17 protein-coding genes are annotated in these 17767 nt (G+C 71.8%); 9 read left to right on the top strand and 8 right to left on the bottom strand.

Translation table 11 applies throughout. From position 1 onward, the window contains the following. Positions 1–16: 16 nt before the first annotated feature. The gene (locus ACHBTE_RS20150) at positions 17–1036 is read left to right on the top strand and encodes a Ppx/GppA family phosphatase (RefSeq protein ID WP_394725358.1); all 1020 of its coding nucleotides are present in this window, start codon (positions 17–19) and stop codon (positions 1034–1036) included. A 48-nt stretch (positions 1037–1084) separates the two neighbouring features. After that, entirely contained in the window at positions 1085–1306 is a 222-nt protein-coding gene (locus tag ACHBTE_RS20145) for a hypothetical protein (protein WP_394725357.1), read from the top strand. A gap of 69 nt (positions 1307–1375) precedes the next feature. Here the strand turns inward: ACHBTE_RS20145 and ACHBTE_RS20140 are convergent, their stop codons facing one another. After that, positions 1376–1984, bottom strand: a complete 609-nt coding sequence (locus tag ACHBTE_RS20140) for a flavodoxin family protein (RefSeq protein WP_394725356.1) — start codon at positions 1982–1984, stop codon at positions 1376–1378. Positions 1985–2057: 73 nt separating this feature from the next. Between ACHBTE_RS20140 and ACHBTE_RS20135 the strand changes: the two genes are divergently transcribed. Genes ACHBTE_RS20135 through ACHBTE_RS20125 form a run of 3 tightly spaced genes read left to right on the top strand, consistent with a single transcriptional unit; the run spans position 2058 to position 3957 of the window. Then, positions 2058–3089: an iron-containing redox enzyme family protein gene (locus ACHBTE_RS20135; protein WP_394725355.1), complete on the top strand. Its 1032-nt coding sequence runs from the start codon at positions 2058–2060 to the stop codon at positions 3087–3089. Positions 3090–3110: 21 nt separating this feature from the next. Beyond that, positions 3111–3764 carry a HemK2/MTQ2 family protein methyltransferase gene (locus ACHBTE_RS20130; protein WP_394725354.1) on the top strand — a complete coding sequence of 218 codons (654 nt, stop codon included), beginning with the start codon at positions 3111–3113 and terminating at the stop codon, positions 3762–3764. Then, positions 3745–3957, top strand: a complete 213-nt coding sequence (locus ACHBTE_RS20125; protein WP_394725353.1) for a CDGSH iron-sulfur domain-containing protein — start codon at positions 3745–3747, stop codon at positions 3955–3957. Before ACHBTE_RS20130 ends, ACHBTE_RS20125 begins: the two co-directional genes overlap by 20 nt. 254 nt (positions 3958–4211) lie before the next feature. Here the strand turns inward: ACHBTE_RS20125 and ACHBTE_RS20120 are convergent, their stop codons facing one another. Next, a complete protein-coding gene (locus ACHBTE_RS20120; protein WP_394725352.1) occupies positions 4212–4646 on the bottom strand; it encodes a protease inhibitor in 435 nt (144 codons plus the stop codon). A gap of 335 nt (positions 4647–4981) precedes the next feature. On the opposite strand from ACHBTE_RS20120, the gene ACHBTE_RS20115 reads away from it, so the two are divergent. The 3 genes from ACHBTE_RS20115 to ACHBTE_RS20105 all read left to right on the top strand — a co-directional run bounded on the left by ACHBTE_RS20115 (position 4982) and on the right by ACHBTE_RS20105 (position 7830). Continuing rightward, complete coding sequence (locus tag ACHBTE_RS20115; RefSeq protein ID WP_394725351.1) at positions 4982–5533, top strand: hypothetical protein; 552 nt, start codon at positions 4982–4984, stop codon at positions 5531–5533. A 138-nt stretch (positions 5534–5671) separates the two neighbouring features. After that, positions 5672–6841, top strand: coding sequence for a lactate 2-monooxygenase (locus ACHBTE_RS20110; protein WP_394725350.1), 1170 nt, complete (start codon positions 5672–5674; stop codon positions 6839–6841). Continuing rightward, the gene (locus tag ACHBTE_RS20105; protein ID WP_394725349.1) at positions 6838–7830 is read left to right on the top strand and encodes a 2-hydroxyacid dehydrogenase; all 993 of its coding nucleotides are present in this window, start codon (positions 6838–6840) and stop codon (positions 7828–7830) included. Before ACHBTE_RS20110 ends, ACHBTE_RS20105 begins: the two co-directional genes overlap by 4 nt. 147 nt (positions 7831–7977) lie before the next feature. On the opposite strand, the gene ACHBTE_RS20100 is transcribed toward ACHBTE_RS20105, so the two are convergent. The 3 genes from ACHBTE_RS20100 to ACHBTE_RS20090 form a co-directional block, all read right to left on the bottom strand. After that, the gene (locus ACHBTE_RS20100) at positions 7978–9591 is read right to left on the bottom strand and encodes an RICIN domain-containing protein (RefSeq protein ID WP_394725348.1); all 1614 of its coding nucleotides are present in this window, start codon (positions 9589–9591) and stop codon (positions 7978–7980) included. Positions 9592–9944: 353 nt separating this feature from the next. Further along, positions 9945–10322, bottom strand: a complete 378-nt coding sequence (locus ACHBTE_RS20095) for a toxin Doc (RefSeq protein ID WP_394725347.1) — start codon at positions 10320–10322, stop codon at positions 9945–9947. 3 nt (positions 10323–10325) lie between these two features. Beyond that, a complete protein-coding gene (locus ACHBTE_RS20090) occupies positions 10326–10571 on the bottom strand; it encodes a hypothetical protein (protein ID WP_004979459.1) in 246 nt (81 codons plus the stop codon). 396 nt (positions 10572–10967) lie between these two features. On the opposite strand from ACHBTE_RS20090, the gene ACHBTE_RS20085 reads away from it, so the two are divergent. Beyond that, a complete protein-coding gene (locus tag ACHBTE_RS20085) occupies positions 10968–13352 on the top strand; it encodes a SpoIIE family protein phosphatase (RefSeq protein WP_394725346.1) in 2385 nt (794 codons plus the stop codon). 38 nt (positions 13353–13390) lie between these two features. Here ACHBTE_RS20085 and ACHBTE_RS20080 read toward each other — a convergent pair whose 3' ends face one another. The 3 genes from ACHBTE_RS20080 to ACHBTE_RS20070 form a co-directional block, all read right to left on the bottom strand. Beyond that, the gene (locus ACHBTE_RS20080) at positions 13391–15691 is read right to left on the bottom strand and encodes a ricin-type beta-trefoil lectin domain protein (protein ID WP_394725345.1); all 2301 of its coding nucleotides are present in this window, start codon (positions 15689–15691) and stop codon (positions 13391–13393) included. A 436-nt stretch (positions 15692–16127) separates the two neighbouring features. Beyond that, positions 16128–17096, bottom strand: a complete 969-nt coding sequence (locus ACHBTE_RS20075) for an aldo/keto reductase (protein WP_394725344.1) — start codon at positions 17094–17096, stop codon at positions 16128–16130. A 39-nt stretch (positions 17097–17135) separates the two neighbouring features. Further along, positions 17136–17678, bottom strand: a complete 543-nt coding sequence (locus ACHBTE_RS20070; protein WP_394725343.1) for a flavoprotein — start codon at positions 17676–17678, stop codon at positions 17136–17138. Between the last annotated feature and the right edge of the window lie 89 nt (positions 17679–17767).

The raw sequence follows: 17767 nt of genomic DNA, 5'->3' as shown, positions 1-17767 counted from the left end.
GGGTACACGCCGTCGCATGCGAATCAGCGTGGTGGATGTGGGGTCGAACACGGTCCGGCTGGTGGTGGCCGACGCACAGGACGGGGTGCCGCTGCCGGTCCATACGGAGAAGTGGCGGCTGCGGCTGTCCGAGCAGGTGAAGCCGGGGGACCACATTCCGGGGGAAGCGGTCGAACGGCTGGTGGGCGCGGTCTGCGCCGCGAGCCGGACCGCGGCCAGATGGGGCGCCAGCACTCCCCTGGCCTTCGCGACGGCCGTCGTACGCAACGCACCGAACCGCCATGAGGTGCTGCGTACCGTGCGGGCCCGGACCGGGGTGAGCCTGTGCACGCTGCCGGGCGAACTCGAGGCCGAGCTCACCTTCCTCGGGGCACGGCGGTGGATGGGCTGGCGCGCGGGGCCGCTCGCCCTGCTCGACATCGGCGGCGGCTCGCTCGAAGTCGCCTTCGGCCGCGGCCGGCTGCCGGACTTCGTGGCGTCACTGCCGCTCGGCGCCCAGAAGCTGACCCATGAGTTCCTCACCGACGAGGACCCGCCGGACCCGCGACGCATCCGGGAGCTGCGTCGCAAGGTCCGCCATCAACTGCGGGACGTGGCGGCCCGGATACGCTGGGAGGGACCGCGTACGGCCGCGGCCACGTCGCGTACGTTCCAGCAGCTGGGCCGGCTGTGCGGGGCCGCGCCGGGCCGGCACGGGCCGTTCGTCGAAAGGGAGTTGACGCTTCCGGACCTGCGCGGCGCGATCGAGCGCCTGTCGCCGCTGCCGGTCGCCGAACGCGCCCTGCTCCCCGGCATCTCCGCACCGCGTGCCGCGCAGAGCCTGGCCGGCGCGGTGGTCGCGCACACGGCGATGAAGCTGACGGGGCTCAGGTCGGTGACGCTCTGCCCCTGGGCGATCCGTGAGGGGATCATGCTGCGGCAGATCGAGGACGGCGCGGCCTGGTGGGCGGAGGTCAGCCGCCTCGACGAGGAGGGCACGACCGCGCCGGAGCCGCCGGTGCCCTTGCGGATCGCGAGCGCGCCGCTGAGCAACTGACATCCGAGGGACCGCCCTACCTCCCTCCGACGACGAAAGGAGACTTTCGTGACGCAGAACCACAAGGCCCACGACGAGACGGCCGAGGGCGAGAGGGACCAGAAGCAGCCCGAGGAACACACGGAAACGGCGTTCGAGGAGGTCATGGAGGAGATCGCCGACGCCGAACGGCGCACCCACGACTCCGCCGATCAGCGCCGCCACAGGGGCGAGGCGGGCGAGGCCATCACTCCCAGCACGGGGGCGCAGGAGGAGTCGAAGGGCGAGTGAACGGGGGCGGGGGGACGGCGTGCCGGGGGGCGGCCCGCCCGAGGGGGCTTCATGCGATGACCGCAGCCGTCACCCCGGCGGCGGCCCCACCGGGCGCTCCGCCAAGGCGCGAGCCACGCCGTGGAGGTTGTCGGCCATGGCGCGGCCCGTCCTGTGGGACCAGTCCCGGCCACGCTCCTCGTCGAGGTAGTCGGGTCCGGGGCCGGGGCCCAGGTGCCAGTAGGTCCACGCCTGACCAGGGATGGTGTACCCGATGTCGGCCAGCGCGCCGGAGATCTCGCTGATGACGTGGTGCGCGCCGTCCTCGTTGCCGGTCACGACCACGCCGGCGACCCGGTTGTAGGCGACTGGCCTCCCCTCCTCGTCGGTCTCGGAGAGCATCGCGTCCATCCGCTCCAGCACTCGCTGGGCGATCGAGGAAGGGCGCCCGAGCCAGGTCGGCGAGGCGATCACGAGGATCTCGGAGTCCAGGAGCTTGTCGTGGACGAGCGGCCAGGCGTCGCCCTCACGCACGGGTTCGCTGACCACACCGGGTTCGATGGGCAGGTCCACGGCACGGACGACATCGACGTCCACGCCGCTCTGCTCGAGCCGCTCGACCACGACGCCGGCCAGGGCATCCGTGTTCGAGGGCTCAGGTGACCTCTTGAGCGTGCAGTTGATCACGAGTGCCTTCATTCCGCCCGGAGTACCCGTTACGACCCGGTTCACGCGGACGGGTGGTCCGGCAGGCCACGGGTACTCGGGCGCCATGGCACATGACGTCCGTATGCCACGCGTCGACGACGGCCCCCGGCTGCCGTCCGCGCGCGGCCCCGTGTCCGCCGCCGTCGAGGACCATCTGCGGGGCGCGGGCCCACCGCCCCGGCAGGAGGACATCGCGAGCGCGAGCGTCTACGGCGACGATCTCCAGCTGGCGCTCTACCTCTGCTACGAGCTGCACTACCGCGGCTTCGCCGGTGTGCCGGAGTCACACGAGTGGAACCCGGAGCTGCTGCGGGCGCGTGCCGCGCTGGAACACCGCTTCCTCACCGCCCTGCGCACGGACGTGCCCTCCCACGACAGCGTCGAGGACGCACTCGCCGACCTGCTCGTCGAACCCCTCGACGGCACGGGCGTCAGCCATCACCTGGCCGCCGAGGGCGAGTTGTGGCAGCTGCGCGAATACGCCGCCCAGCGCTCCCTGTACCACCTCAAGGAGGCGGACCCGCACGCCTGGGTGCTGCCCCGGCTGTGGGGCAGGGCCAAGGCCGGCATGGCGGCGGTGGAGTTCGACGAGTACGGCGGCGGCCGGGCCGACCGTGTCCACGCGCGCCTCTTCGCTGACCTGATGACGGATCTCGGCCTGGACACCACGTACGGCCACTATCTCGACGCGGCGACGCCGGAGGCCCTGGCGACCGTCAACGTGATGTCGCTGCTCGGTCTGCACCGGGCGCTGCGGGGAGCGCTGGTCGGCCACTTCGCGGCGGTCGAGATCACTTCGTCGCCGGGTTCCCGACGGCTGGCGCAGGCGATGCGCCGCACGGGGGCCGGGCCCGCCGCCGAGCACTTCTACGACGAGCACGTCGAGGCGGACGCCGTGCACGAGCAGGTCGTACGCCACGAGGTCATCGACGGCCTGCTCGCCGAGGAACCCCATCTCGCCCCTGACGTCACCTTCGGGATCGATGTCACGGGGTACCTCGAGGACCGCTTCGGGGAACGGTTGCTGGACGCCTGGCGCGAGGGACGGTCGTCGCTGCGGACGGCGCAGGATTCCGGAATTCCCCTTATTTCCTGAATCTGAGGGTACTCGTGCGGCGTGAAACCACTGGTACCCCCGGGCGTGTACGCCCCTCAGGACGACACCGACCTGCTGGTCGGTGCCCTGTACGACGAGCCCCTGCCCAGTGACGCGGACGTCCTCGACGTGGGGACGGGTTCGGGTGCGCTGGCCATCGAGGCCGCACGCCGCGGTACGCGGGTGACCGCCGTGGACGTGTCGTGGCGGGCGGTGTGCACGGCCCGGTTCAACACCTGGCTGGCCCGCAGTCCGGTGCGGATCAGGCACGGAAACCTCTTCGCGCCGGTGCGCGGGGAGTTCTTCGACCTCATCCTGGCCAATCCCCCTTATGTGCCCGCGCCGGAGACGGGCCGTGCGCCACAGGGTGCCGCCCGGGCGTGGGACGCGGGCCGCGACGGACGGCTCGTCCTCGACCGGATCTGCCAGGAGGCCCCGCCCCTGTTGCGCCCCGGCGGTGTCCTGCTGGTGGTGCACTCGGCGTTCAGCTGCCCCGACCGGACGCTGTCGCATCTGCGCGGCGAGGGGCTGAAGGCCTCGGTGACACGGCGTCGGACGGTCCCGTTCGGCCCGGTACTGCGATCCCGGGAGGGCTGGTTGCGGCAGCGCGGTCTGCTGGCCGGCCCGGAACCGAGGGAGGAGCTGGTGGTCGTCCGTGCCGAACTCCCGGTCTGAGGAACCGCGCCGGATCAAAGTCCAGCGCCAGGGCCCGCTGTTGGTGGAGGGCCCGGTCGAAGTGGAGCTGGAGGACGGCACGACCGTCTCCTGCGACCGCTTCCGTGTCGCGCTGTGCACCTGCCGCCGCAGCCGCCGCTATCCGTGGTGCGACACCAGCCATCGCGACCGCGACCGCACCAAGGCCCGGTGAGCCTCGGGCCGGTGAGCCTCGGGCCGGTGAGCCGAGGCCCGGCGGCCGTGACGCCGTGAGCCGTGAGTCGTGGTGAACGGCCCACGGCTCACGGCTCACGGCGATCAAGGCGATCAAGGCGATTCGAGGTGTCGGCCGGGCGGCCCCACTCCGCCCGGCCGACCCCCGGTGCGAGATCGCTGGGGTCCCTCGGCAGGCCGCACTCCCCATCCGCGACTTCTGCCGAACTGCACGGGGACCATGCGATCCCGGTCTTAGAAGGCGTACAGGCTCGTGGCGTAGGAGCCCTTCACGCATTCGTTGGAGAAGGTGCGTTCATAGGAGACGCGCTGGCCCTGCCAGACCCCGTCCACCGTGACCACCACTGGGTCGTACTGCTTGGTACACAGCACACCGTCTCTGGCCTTCAGGGCATCGAAGTTCCCGTTCACACCGCGTAGTTCGGCGCAGGCCGCACCGGGGGCGGGATGAGTGCCCGAGGCCGTCGGGGCGCAGCTCAGTGTGACCGCGCGCACCGGCGTGGTCATGGTTGCGTCGTCGCCGTGGGCCACGGTGAGCACCAGGGCCGAGGGCGCGTAGAGGGAGGCGGGGGCGGCGTCGGGGGTGGCGAGGGCGGACCCGGTCAGGGGTCCGCAGACGGCGGTGGCCGTGAGGCCGAGGGTCGCTGCCCAGCGCGCGGTGTTCCGCATTGTGTGCATCCTTCCGCTCGATTCGAGTGTCTGCCGACTCCGGCGCGATCGGTGCCGGAGCGACGAGCGGGAGTCTGCCGAGTCCGCCGCCGAAACTCACATCGACCCCCTGAGTTTCGGTAACCTTGCGTATTGAATCAGTGGCGTGAAGTGACGGACTTCGAACGTTACAACGCCGGAAGTTGGCGCCTCTTGATCGCCCCAAGCCCTTGAGTGGCCGGTTTTCGCACGCTGCTTAATAGGCCTGAAACATTCCGGTTGAACCCTCCGTCGACCTTTCGTGGACCTTTCGCGCACCCCTTGTGTTCATGGACGAGACGAGTAATCGTCATTACATGATTACCAGCGACCAACGAGAGAAGCTGCGCGGCTGGTTCGCCGGCCGGCTGCCCGAGGACCTCTTCGAGGAGCTGACCGAGGTACGGGTCGACCGCGAGGAGATCACCGTGATCGGCCGCATCCCCGAACCTCACCTGGCCGAGGGCGTTTCGGCCGCCGAGCGGGAGGCGGCCGTGGAGGGCCGGATCCAGGAGTTCCGGGAGCGCACCCGGGAGACCCGGATCGAGGTGGCCCGCGAGGCGGAGCACCGGTTCCGCCGCAAGGTCTCCTGGGGCGTGGAGTGCGGCGCCGAGCGCGCCCTGTTCACGCATGTGGCGGCCCCTGTCATGACCCGGCTTCGACAGCCCGAGCGCCAGGTCCTCGACACCCTGATCGCCGGCGGCGTCGCCCGCAGCCGCAGCGACGCCCTCGCGTGGTGCGTACGGCTGGTCCAGCGGCACACCGACGACTGGCTCGCCGAGCTGCGCGAGTCCCTGGAGAACGTCCACCGGGTCCGGGCCCAGGGACCGGACACCGGGCAGGAGGAGGCACCCGGGGACGGCGACTGACGACTGTCAAGTGCAGGACCGCACGCTGAGCCCCCGTCCCCCATCCCCCATCGAGCGCACCCTCGTCCCGCCCTCCACCTACCGGTCGGTATGGTCTGCGTACAGCGCGTTCTCAGTGACGAGAGGCGGGGCCTTCGCATGGGCAAGCACTGGGCGGATTTCCAGTACGAGATCTATCTGAACGGGATGGCGGGGGCGGTACCCCGACTCCCCACCGATCTGACCAGGCTGGAGCAGCTCACCGAGCAACGCCTCGGGCCGGGCCCCGTCGGCTATGTCGCGGGAAGCGCGGGCGACGGCAGCACCGCTCGCGCCAATCGGGCGGCCCTGGACCGCCGCCGGATCGTGCCCCGCATGCTGCGGGACGTGCACGAACGGGATCTGTCGGTCGAGGTGCTGGGCCGGTCGCTGCCCGCACCGATCGCGCTGGCGCCGGTCGGGGTGCTGTCGATCATGCACCCGGACGCGGAGTGCGCCGCCGCCCGCGCCGCGGCCGCGCAGGGCGTGCCGTTCGTCCTGTCGTCGGCGTCCAGCACCCCGATGGAGCAGGTGGCGGAGGCGATGGGGGACGCCGAGCGCTGGTTCCAGCTGTACTGGCCGAGGGACCCGGAGGTCGCCCGGAGTTTCCTCGCCCGGGCGAAGGCGGCCGGGTTCACCGCGCTGGTCGTCACGCTGGACACACCGATGCTGGCCTGGCGTCCACGCGATCTCGACCAGGCGTATCTGCCGTTCCTGCACGGCGTGGGCACCGCCAACTACTTCTCCGACCCGGCCTTCCAGGCGGGCCTGGCCAAGCCGGTGCACGAGGATCCGAACGCGGCCGTCATGCATTTCGTCGGCATGTTCTCGGACCCTGCCAAGACCTGGCCCGACCTGGAGTTCCTGCGGGAGAACTGGGACGGCCCGATCGTGCTGAAGGGCGTCCTGCACCCGGACGACGCCCGACAGGCCGCCGAGGCCGGGATGGACGGAGTGATCGTCTCCAACCACGGTGGCCGTCAGGTGGCCGGATCGATCGGGGCCGCCGACGCCCTGCCGCGGGTCGTGGAGGCCGCTGGTGACCGGCTGACCGTGCTGTTCGACAGTGGCATCCGCACCGGCGACGACATCTTCAAGGCGCTCGCCCTGGGCGCGCGGGCGGTGCTGGTGGGACGGCCGTATGTGTACGGGCTCGGTCTCGACGGACAGCCGGGCGTCGAGCACGTCATCCGCTGCCTGCTGGCCGAACTCGACCTCACGCTCGCCCTGTCCGGGCATGCCACGCCCGCCACGATCAGCGCCGCCGATCTCGTCGAAGGACCCGCATGACCGCCGCACGGAACGTTCTGGCCGTCGTCTCACCGCATGTGGGCGGCCGTGGCATCGGCGCCGGCCTCGCCACGCTCTTCCCCGAGGGCACGGCCGTCACCGTCGTCGAGACGGCCGACGAGAACCCCGCGGCGCTGCGCTCGGCACATGTCGTCATCACCGCACTCGCCCCGGTCACCGCCGAACACCTCGCCGCCGCTCCGGAGTTGCGGCTGGTGCAGTGCGCGAGCCACGGCTTCGACTACGTCGATGCGCGCGTCGCGAGCGAACGCGGGGTGAGCGTGTGCAACATCGGCTCCAGCGGCGCCGAGGCGCAGAACGTGGCGGAGCAGACCTTCGCCCTGATGCTCGCCCTGGCCAAGCAACTCGTCCCCGCCCACACCGCGCTCGTCGAGGCCGACTGGGCACTCCCCCGGCTCCAGCGCTCGCTGACCGAACTGTCCGGCAAGACGCTCGGCATCGTGGGCCTCGGCCAGATCGGGCGGCAGGTCGCCCGCCGGGCGGCGGCGTTCGACATGAGCGTCGTCTATGCCGGACGGCACCGCCTCGCGCCGCAGACCGAGGCCGAGTCCGGCGGCGCCCGCCATGTTCCGCTCGACGAACTGCTGCGCGGCGCCGACTACGTCTCGCTGCACGCCCCGCTCACCGACGCCACCCGGCACCTGCTGAACGCCGAGCGGCTGGCGCTGCTGAAGCCGACGGCGTTCGTGATCAACACCGCGCGGGGCGCCCTGATCGACCAGGACGCCCTCGCGGACGCGCTGGAAAAGGGCGCGCTGGCCGGAGCCGGCATCGACGTCTTCGACCCCGAGCCGCCCACCCGGGCCCTGCGCCTGCTGCGCGCCCCGAACGTGGTGCTCTCCCCGCACGCCGGTGGCGTCACCCGCGAGACCCTCGTGCGTATCGCCCTCGCCGCGGTACAGAACGTGACCGTATTCCTGTCGGGCGGGACACCCCAGGATGTCGTGAACCAGTCCCGGCGTATGTGAGCCAGTATGTGAACCAGCACGTGAACCAGTACATGACTGGTACGTGAACCAAGCCCGGCGTATACGGACCGGGGGCCGCCGCAGCCGTCGAACGGCCCCGGCCCCGCCCCCGGCCCCGTTCCTTCGCTGTCCTGCCGCGGCCCGCCGTTACGCCTTCTCCTCCCCCAGCCGCACCGCCCGTGCCCCCGGCGTCCCCGTCCCCGCGCTCGACAGTGAACCGGAGCTCGACGAGGCCACGGGGTCGGCCGACCAGCGCTGCCCGTCGGAGCCGTCACGGACCTTGACGACGATGTCGGAGCCCGGGTCGGTGGCCACGGCCGCCAGGGCGAGCCTCCCGTCCCAGCGCGGCAGCAACTCGCCCTGCGCGGTGAGGTCGTAGCGTACGTCGTCGGCGCGCGCGGAGTCGGGGCCGGCGCACTTGCCGAGGATCACCACGCCCGCGTCCGCGTGCGAGTCCAGGCACAGTTCGCGATCGGCGGCACTGCGCAGCAGACCGTCCTTCTCGTACGACCACCGCTGGGTTTCGTCGGCGGCGCAGGCGGCCAGCTCGGTCCCGGCGCCGGCCTCGGGCTCGCCCTTGATGTCGAGGCACAGTCCGGCGCCGGCGTTGCGCAGCCTGGTCTGCCGTGGCGCGGTGGGCAGTTGGGCGGTACCGGGCGGTGAGGCGGACACGGCGGGCGGAGGCTGGGACGCGGTGCCGCCGCCGGTCGCGGAGGCCGCCGGGTCGACGCCGTCGTCGTCGGACAGCAGGCCGGTGGCGAGCATGGCCGCGAGGAGTCCGGCGGAGGCGAGGCCCACTCCGGTGAGCAGTGTCCGCGGGCGTGGCCGGCCGGGCCCCCCGCGGGTCTGGGCGGGGATCCGCGGGAGCAGTCGGCGGCGTCCGGCGCCGTGCCGGGCGGCGCGGCGCGATCCGGGGGCGCCGCCACGGGCCCGGCCCGGTCGGGTGTCCAGATAGCGCCGGGCGCCCCAGCCGAGCACCGCCTCGGCTATGAGCACTCCGAGTCCACCCTCGAAATGGCTCAGTTGTTCGGCCGCGTTTCGGCAGTAGCGGCACTCCGTCAGATGCTGCTGAACATCCGGCAGCAGGGCTCCGCCTCGGCGAATGGGGACGTCGAGGAGGCGGTTGTAGAACCGGCAGTCTTTCGTCGGTGCGAGTTCCCGATGGGCATGTACACATCCTTCGCGGAATTTCTCACGCGCTTGTTCGAGTGCGACCGCGGCGGTAACGGTGTCCATGCCCGACAGACCGGCGGGGACGCTCAGCGGCTCGGCCTCGACCTCGGTGTGCCAGAGCAGGCATCGGGCAAGTCCCGGCAGCGACTGGAAAGACCGGTCGGCGAGCTTGCGATTTTCCGGCGTCATGGACTTCGCCGTACGCATACCGCGACCGCCCGCGGGTTTCGCCAGCTCCGGCAGGACGTCCGCCGTCCGCTCGTCGGCCGACCACTGCCGGACCGTGTCCCGGACGGCGACCAGAAGCCTGGGACGCACCGCGACGGCCGGTTCGCCCAGCGCCAGGCGGTCGAGGACCTGGTGGAAGGCGGCGGCGGTGACCATGTCGGCGGCGCGGCCGGAGGAGGCGAGGCAGATCACCGCGTACGCGCGGCCCGATTGCCAGTGCCGCGCCATCAGCAGCGCGACGGACGACGCCGCCTCGCCGTCGGGGCGGCTGCGCAGCCGGGCGGCAAGACCTTCGTCGGATTCCTCGGGAACGCCTCCGGGCGGGGGGTAAGGGGGGCGAGGGGGGTGGGGGGTGGGCACTGAACGGATTCCTTCCCACGCGCATGTGACACAGAAGGCCGGGTCGCCGAAAAGGACGTGCGGTGGCGTGCGTACCTTTTCGACGCGAGCGAGGGGAGCGCGAATTCACCGGCGTCCATCCGCCCCGGTTCCCCTCGGCACGAATGAGCCCGGCCTTTTCCACCCCCCGCGGGTACTTCACCCTGGCACAGCCCCTCATGACCAACAAGGCACTTGGGCAACATCCGTATCCTTGAAAGAAAGTCAGATACGATGGCAACTCCCCGCGCCCGCACCGACTTTCGGCATTTCCAGGGGCCGGCGGGAATGGGCGCGTCCTGCCTGGAACGACCCCGCAGCGCGGGGCCGGCGCGTCAGATCTGCCAGGAACGCAACCGGTCGGCCGCCCCGTACACGTCGGTGCTGCCGGAGATCAGGTCGCGCGCGAGGTCGACGAGGGCGCCGTAGGGCGGGTCGATGCCGACGCCACTGACGAACATGTAGGCGACCGCCGAGGAACAGGCGAAGCGGGCGTTGGCCGAGGGCAGCGGCTTGAGCAGGGCGAGGGTGTGCAGCAGCGCGGCGGCGCGCCAGGCGGGGTCGGAGTCGACGCCGAGGCGCGGCGGGTCCACGCGATGGCGGGCGACGGCGGCGACCAGCGCGGAGAAGTCGTTGATCGTGGGCTGGTCCGGCAGGACCTCTTCGTGACGCTGGAGCAGCCAGGGCACGTCGATGTGGATGACTGGTGCCATCGGTCAGGCGGCCCGTCCCTCGCCCTTGGCGGGCGGCTCGTCGTCGGGGAAGGCGGCGGCGAATTCGTCGGCATGCGACGCGAAGAACCGGCGGAACGCCTCGGCGCCCTCCTGAAGCGCCCGGTGCCGGGCTATGTCGGCCGCGGCGGCTTCCCGCACGAGCGCCTTCATCGACGTACCGCGTTCCTTGGCGATCTGCCGCAGATCCTCGAGCTCGCGGTCGCTGAACTCCACGTTGAGAGCTGGCATGCCCTCACGGTACCGCTCGGGTACTCGACCGTAAATACCAGCAGGTCAAGCATGATGTACGACGGTACCGGGAAGGGGCCGTACCCGCGGGAGGGGGTGCTTCCTCGTTCCGGTCTTCCCGCGTCGAGCCGGTCACCAGGCCGGACGGCGGTCGCGCAGGTGGGGCGGCGTCTGCTCGATCCCGGCGCCGGGCCCGACACGGCGACGGCCCCCGCGTCCCCGCCGACGGACACCGCGCCGCCCTCCTGCTGGTCCACCACGAACGAAGCCGTGCGGGCAAGCCGATTCCCGCCCGGGGCGCTCGGCAGTTGAGGTACGGGCCGGGCGCCGAAGCACTAGGCTGGGGCCTCAGTGACGCGCTTGTTCACGGTGAGTGTCCGCGATGGAGTGGCGAGCATGAGCCCGGAGTACCCGTTCGACGAGGCCGCTACGGCCCGGGCGGTCATCGACGCCGCCGGCACGCTCGTCGAGTGGAACGCGGGCGCCGAGCGGCTGCTGGGCCATCGCGCCGCCGAGGTCGTGGGGCGGCCGGCCGCGGAACTGCTGGCCGACGGGCGCACGGACCGGCCCCACCCCCCGCGCGGCGACCGCTGGGACGGCGTTCTCACCCTGCGCCGGCACGACGGCGGCACGCTGCCCGTGTGGCTGCTCGCCCATCGGATACGGATGCCGGACGAGGGCCCGGACCGCTGGCTCGTGGTCACACCGGTCGAGGGGGACGGCCCCCCGCTGCCCGACGATCCGCTGGACGACGTCGGTCTCCTCGCCTCCCCGTGTGCGATCGCCATCTACGACGACCGGCTGCGGCTGCGCAGGATCAACTCCGTGATGTCGGAGATCCTGATGCTGGCCGAGGAGAACGTGCGCGGACTGCGGGCCCCCGAACTGAGCGGCAGACCCCAGAGCCACGACATCGAACGCCAGCTGCTTCGCGTGCTCACGACGGGCCGGGGCACCGACGTACGGGCGTACATCCCGGTCGGCGGCGACCGCACGCATGCCTGGCTGGCCCGCATGGCGCCGGTCGTCGACGCCAAGGGCCGGGTGCGCGGGGTGACCGTCGCCGCGCACGACTTCACCGAGCAGTACCTCGCCCAGGAGCGGCTCCAGCTGGTGAACGAGGCGAGCGTGAGCATCGGCACCACCCTCGACGTCACCCGGACCGCCCAGGAGCTGGCGGACGTCTGTGTGCCGGCGCTCGCCGACTTCGTGAGTGTCGACCTGCTGGACCCCCAGGAGCACGGCAGCGAACTGCCCACCGACCGGCTCGTCGCGCCGGTCGGCCTGCGCCGGGCCGCGCACCGGTCGATCGACGCGGGCAGCCCGGAAGCCGTGGTGCGGCCCGGGCGGGTCGAGATGTATCCCACGCCGTCGCCTCAGGCCGACGCGCTCCTGGCCGGCCACACCATCGTGGCCTCGACGTCGACCGGGGACCTCGCGGCGTGGCTGGCCTCCGAGCCGGCACGCGCCGTGCGGATCCAGGGGTACGGCATCCACACCAGCATGTCGGTGCCGATCCAGGCCCGCGGCACGACCCTCGGGGTCGCCGTGCTCACCCGGTTCAAGAACCCCGAGCCGTTCACGCCCGACGACGTGCTGCTGGCCGAGGAGATCACGGCCCGCGCGGCCGTCTGCATCGACAACGCCCGCCGCTACTCCCGCGAGCGGGAAACCGCCCTGGCCCTCCAGCGCAGCCTGCTGCCCCGGTCCCTGCCGAGCACCGCCGCGCTCGACGCGGCCTCCCGGTATCTCCCGGCGGCACGTTCGGGGGTGGGTGGCGACTGGTTCGACGTGATCCCGCTGTCCGGGCTGCGGGTCGCCATGGTGGTCGGCGACGTCGTCGGCCACGGCATCCAGGCCTCCGCCACCATGGGGCGGCTGCGCACCGCCGTGCGCACCCTGGCCGACATCGACCTCGCCCCGGACGAGCTGCTCACCCACCTCGACGATCTCGTCGTACGGCTGTCGGAGGACACCGGCAACGAGGGCAGCCCCGGGGAGGTCGGCGCCACCTGTCTGTACGCCGTGTACGACCCGGTCTCGCGGCGCTGCACACTGGCCCGGGCCGGGCATCCCTCGCCGGTCATGGTGCCGCCCGGCGGCGCGGCCCGGGAGATCGAGCTGCCGGCGGGACCGCCGCTGGGCCTGGGCGGGCTGCCGTTCGAATCCGCCGAGATCGAACTGCGCGAGGGCTCGGTGCTCGCCTTCTACACCGACGGTCTGATCGAGAGCCGGGACCGTGACGTCGACGCCAGCCACGCGCTCCTGTGCGAGTCTCTGTCGGCGGCCTCCGCCTCGCTGGAGGAGACCTGCGACCACGTCCTGCGCGCCCTGCTGCCGTCGGGCGGTGTCGCCGACGACGTGGCGTTGCTGCTGGCCCGCACCCAGGGGCTGCCCGCCTCCCGGGTCGCGACCTGGGACATCCCCGCGGATCCGGCGCTGGTCGCGCCCATTCGCAAGCAGGTCCTGGAGCAGCTCGCCACCTGGAGCCTGAGCGAGGCGTCGTTCACCGCCGAGCTGGTGGTGAGCGAGCTGGTGACCAATGCCATCCGCTACGGCGCCCACCCGATCCGGCTCCGGCTGATCCACGACGCGGCCACCCTGATCTGCGAGGTGTCCGACACCAACCACACGGCCCCGCATCTGCGCCGCGCGAAGACCTTCGACGAGGGTGGCCGGGGGCTGCTGCTGGTGGCTCAGCTGACCCAGCGCTGGGGCAGCCGGCACACGGCGGACGGCAAGACGATCTGGGCGGAGATCGGCCTCTTCGACGAGGGCTGACCCCCGCGTGCGTACGGTCGGCGCATGCGGGGAGTGGTTCAGTGGCGGCCGTAGCCGCCGTATCCGTAGCCGCCCGCGTCTCCGTATCCACCGCCGTATCCGTATCCACCGCCGTATCCGTAGCCACCGCCGCCGTGCCCATGGCCGCCGGGGTCCCCGTAGCCGCCCCCGTACCCGCCGTCGTAGCCCCCGTGGCCGCCGCCGGGCGAGTCGTACGGGTCGTCCCAGGAGCAGTGGTACGGGTCGGAGGAGCACGCGTTGGTCGGGGACGGGCTCGCGGGTGTCGGCTGTGGGTTCAAGCGGGTCGGTGACGGTGTCGGGGTGGGGCTCGGTGATGTGGACGGGGCGGTGGGGGCCGGGGTCGGCGTGGATGCGCTCGTCGTCCTGATCTCGCGCTCCGCCCCCCAGTTGACGCTCTCCATCTGGACCTTCGCCGTCGAGGTGTCGATCACCCAGTGCTGTGCGTCCCCGTCATCGTCGCGGGCCTTGAGGACCAGGGCGCCGGAGCCGTCGGTGGCGGCGGGGCTGAGGGCGAGTTCCTGGTCGAAGCGCGGTACCAGCATGCCCTGGAGGGTGAAGTCGTAGCTGATGTTCTCGGCGGCGGATTCCGACGTCTGTGCGCAGGGGGCCAGGCGGACCGAGTAGCCGAGGCGGGAGTCGAGGCAGAGATCGGGGTTCGCGCCGCTGCGCAGCAGCCCGTCGGTCTCGTACGACCACTGCTGCCCCGCTGCCGAGGAGCAGGTGGTCAGTTCGGTCTCCGCGCCCTTGACGGCCTTACCGCCGACGATGCCGACGCACAGCCCGGATCCGAGGTTGTGCAGCCGGCCCCGCAGGTCCCCCTTGGCGGCCTCGGCGGCGCCGGCCCAGGACGGGTTGCCCGTGGTGGGGTCCTGGCCGGAGTCGGGTGCCTCGGTGGGCAGGTCGTGGGCGGCGGGGGCGGGACTGTCGTCGGAGTCGAGGGCGGACCAGACGACGAGCGGGAGGACGACGAGGGCACTGACGGTCGCGACCGCGGCGGTGAGGTTGCGGCGCCGGGCGGCGCGACGGGCGGCCTTGAGGGCGGCGCGGGGGGAACACGTGCGGCTGCCGGGGCCGGTCGCGGCGGTGGGGCCCGCGAGGCGGGGGGCGGCTGGGCCCGTCTCGGCCACACGGGAAGCGGCACCGGCGTCGCCGGGACCGGAAGCAGCCGCCGCGGCGGCGTTTCGCGGGGCGGCTCGGCGGCCGGTCCGGCGGGCTCTTCGCGAACCCGTGGTCGTGGGCGTGGAGGCGCCGCCCGACTCGCCTTGCGGAGCGGAGGCCGCCGTCTGTGAGCCGGGCGCCCCGCCGGTGAGGGCGGCTCCCCAGGGTGCGCCGGCCGCGGGGCGGACGGGGGCGCCTGAGGGTGGGGCAGGGACCTTGCTCTCGCGTGGGAATCCGGTGCTGCCGAGGGCAAGATCGGCGTTGTCGGCGAAGAAGGACTCGCCCGCTGTCATCGTCGGCGGCTGCGGTGCCGGTCGGGGCGGCTCGGCGGGACGGGTCGCTCTCGACTCCGCATAGGCTCGGGCGCCCCAGCCGAGCACCGCCTCGGCCAGGGCGAAGCCGAGTCCCGCGTTGAAGAAGTTCAGTTGCTCGGCGGTCTCGCTGCAATGCCCGCAGCGCATGAGGTGCTCGCGCAGGTCGGGGTCGACGTCCAGGGCGCGCCGGTAGGTCACGTCCAGCATCCGCAGATAGCGCCGGCATTCCTGCTCGGGGGCGAGTTCGCGGTGGACGTGGAGGCACTCCTCGCGCAGGCGATCACGGGCCCGGCCCAGGTCGACACGGGCGGACTCCTCGTCGAGGCCGAGGAGTCCGGCGGGCAGCGTCAGCGGCTCGGCCTCGACCTCGGTGTGCCACAGCAGGCAGCGGGCCGACTGGGGGAGCCGTTCGAAGGCCTCGGACAGCAGTCTGCGGTTGGCCGGCGGCAGCAGTCGCGCGGCGGTGCGCTCGGGCTCGTTCGCGTCGGACCGCAATTCGGGGTGCAGCATTTCCCGGCGGTGGTCGGTGTCCCACTCCGCCGCGATACGGCCCACGGTGCGCAGCAGTCGGGGACGCCATGCGGCGGTCGGACCGGTGTGTCGCAGTGTTTCGCCGAAAAGCCGGGTGAATGCCGCGGTGGTGAGCATTCCCGCGGACCGGGCGTCCGCGGTGCACAGTCGTGCGTAAGCGACACCCGCTTCCCAGTGCCGGTCGAGCAGTTCTCCGACCGGGTGCAGCGCCGGTGTCGCCCCTGTCCACCGCTTGAGTTCGGTGCTCAGTTGAGCGTCCGTCACTTCAAAGAGACGGGCGTCGTCAGGGGAATTCGACAGGCCAGCGTCTTGCACGGTGGCATTCCTCCGGAGGGCATGTGGCATTGATGGTCCATACCAAGGGGTATGCTCCGGGCGCGACTCCTGTGAAGCACGGGCATGTGGGAGCGAAGAACACCTTTGCACAGGTCAGGGACAGGGAACAAGGGACTCCGGATTATTGTGCATTGCATGTAAGGCCGTCGTTGTTTGACGGCCGGTCAATAGCGGGCTCACAGCGATTGCGGCCTATCCGGCGGGCGAATTGGAAATGTCATCCACTCAGCTCGTGACAGACGCGAGTGCAAACCATTGCGGCCTCGCCGAGCCTCTTTTTAGCCTGGTCATACGGCCGCACCGGCCTTCACCGCGCCTTCACAAGTCATCGGCCAACCATTGAACCCGGAGCGAGGGCGCGGTCCGTGCGGCACGAATTGCGCGCCGCACTGACCGCGCCGAGCGGCTGGGACGGTCAGTGGCCGATGACCGGGTGAGGGGTGTAGGGCTGCTGGAGCTCCGCCAACTCCTTGTCGCTCAGTTCGAGTTCGACCGCTGCCACGGCGTCCTCCAGGTGGTGCGGCTTGGCGGCGCCGATGACGGGGGCCGCCACCGTGTCCTGGTGGAGCAGCCAGGCGAGGGCGACCCGGGCACGCGGGACGCCGCGTTCGTGCGCAACGCGGGCGACGGCCTCGGCGACGACCCGGTCGCTGTCGGCGTAGAGCCGGCTGCCGAAGTCGTCGCTCGCGCTGCGGTCGGTGACCGTGCCCCAGTCCCGGGTGAGCCGGCCGCGGGCCAGCGGGCTCCAGGGCAGCACGCCGACGCCCTGGTCCGCGCAGAGCGGCAGCATCTCGCGCTCCTCCTCGCGGTAGAGGAGGTTGTAGTGGTTCTGCATCGAGACGAACTTGGTCCAGCCGTGCAGTTCGGCCGTGTACTGCATCTTGGAGAACTGCCAGGCGTACATCGAACTCGCCCCGATGTAGCGCACCTTGCCCGCCTTGACCAGGTCGTGCAGGGCCTCCATCGTCTCCTCGACCGGGGTGCGGGGGTCGAAGCGGTGGATCTGGTACAGGTCGACGTAGTCGGTGCCGAGGCGGCTGAGGCTGTGGTCGATCTCCGTCATGATCGCCTTGCGGGAGAGGCCGGCGCCATTGGGGCCGGGCCGCATCCTGCCGTTCACCTTCGTCGCGAGCACGATCTCGTCCCGGCGGGCGAAGTCGCGCAGTGCCCTGCCGACGATCTCCTCGCTGGTGCCGTCGGAGTAGACGTTCGCAGTGTCGAAGAACGTGATTCCGGCGTCCAGCGCCTGCCGGATCAGGGGCCGCGACGCCTCTTCGTCGAGGGTCCACTCGTGTGTGCCGCGGTCGGGGAGCCCGTAGGTCATGCAGCCCAGACAGATCCGCGACACGTCCAGGCCCGTCGAACCGAGCTTCACGTACTGCATCGTTGCTGCTCCTGCCTTCGGGATCGGTACCTGGGGAGCCTACGGCGCCCCGTGGCGCTCCAGCAGGTCGAGCGCCCGTCCCCACCCGAACTCCGGCCGCCCGCCGCCCTCCCCCGCCTCGCCGGAGTACGGCTCGCCGAAGCGGACGCCCATCCCCCGCAGCCGGCTCAGACTGTCCTGGTACGCGGGATGAGCGGCCAGCGCGTCGGCCACACAGGGCAGTACGGCGATGGGGACGCCCAGGCCGTACGCCTCGCAGAGCGTGCCGAGGGCGAGGGTGTCGGCGATGCCCGCGGCCCACTTGTTGATCGTGTTGAAGGTGGCCGGTGCGACGACGACGGCGTCCGGCGGCGGGAAGGGACGTGGCTCGGCGGGCGTGCGCCAGGCCGAGCGGATCGGGCGGCCGGTCAGGGCCTCGACGGCGATCGTGTCGAAGAAACCGTTCATGGCGACCGGTGTGGCGATGACACCGACCTCCCAGTCCCGCTCCTGAGCGACGGTGATCAACTTGCTCACGTCCGCGGCGATCCCGGCGGCGCAGACGACGACGTAGAGGAAGGGTCTTTGGGCCTGTTGGGTCACTCGGGAACCCTAATCGAGGCATTCGGGCGGGCTGAGGGACCGGGAAGGTCACCCCCGCTCGTTGTCGGGCCGGGGCCGGGGATCCGGCG

The organism is Streptomyces sp. M41 (assembly GCF_043673425.1).
Classification (GTDB): domain Bacteria; phylum Actinomycetota; class Actinomycetes; order Streptomycetales; family Streptomycetaceae; genus Streptomyces.
This window is presented reverse-complemented; position numbering and strand designations above follow the sequence as displayed.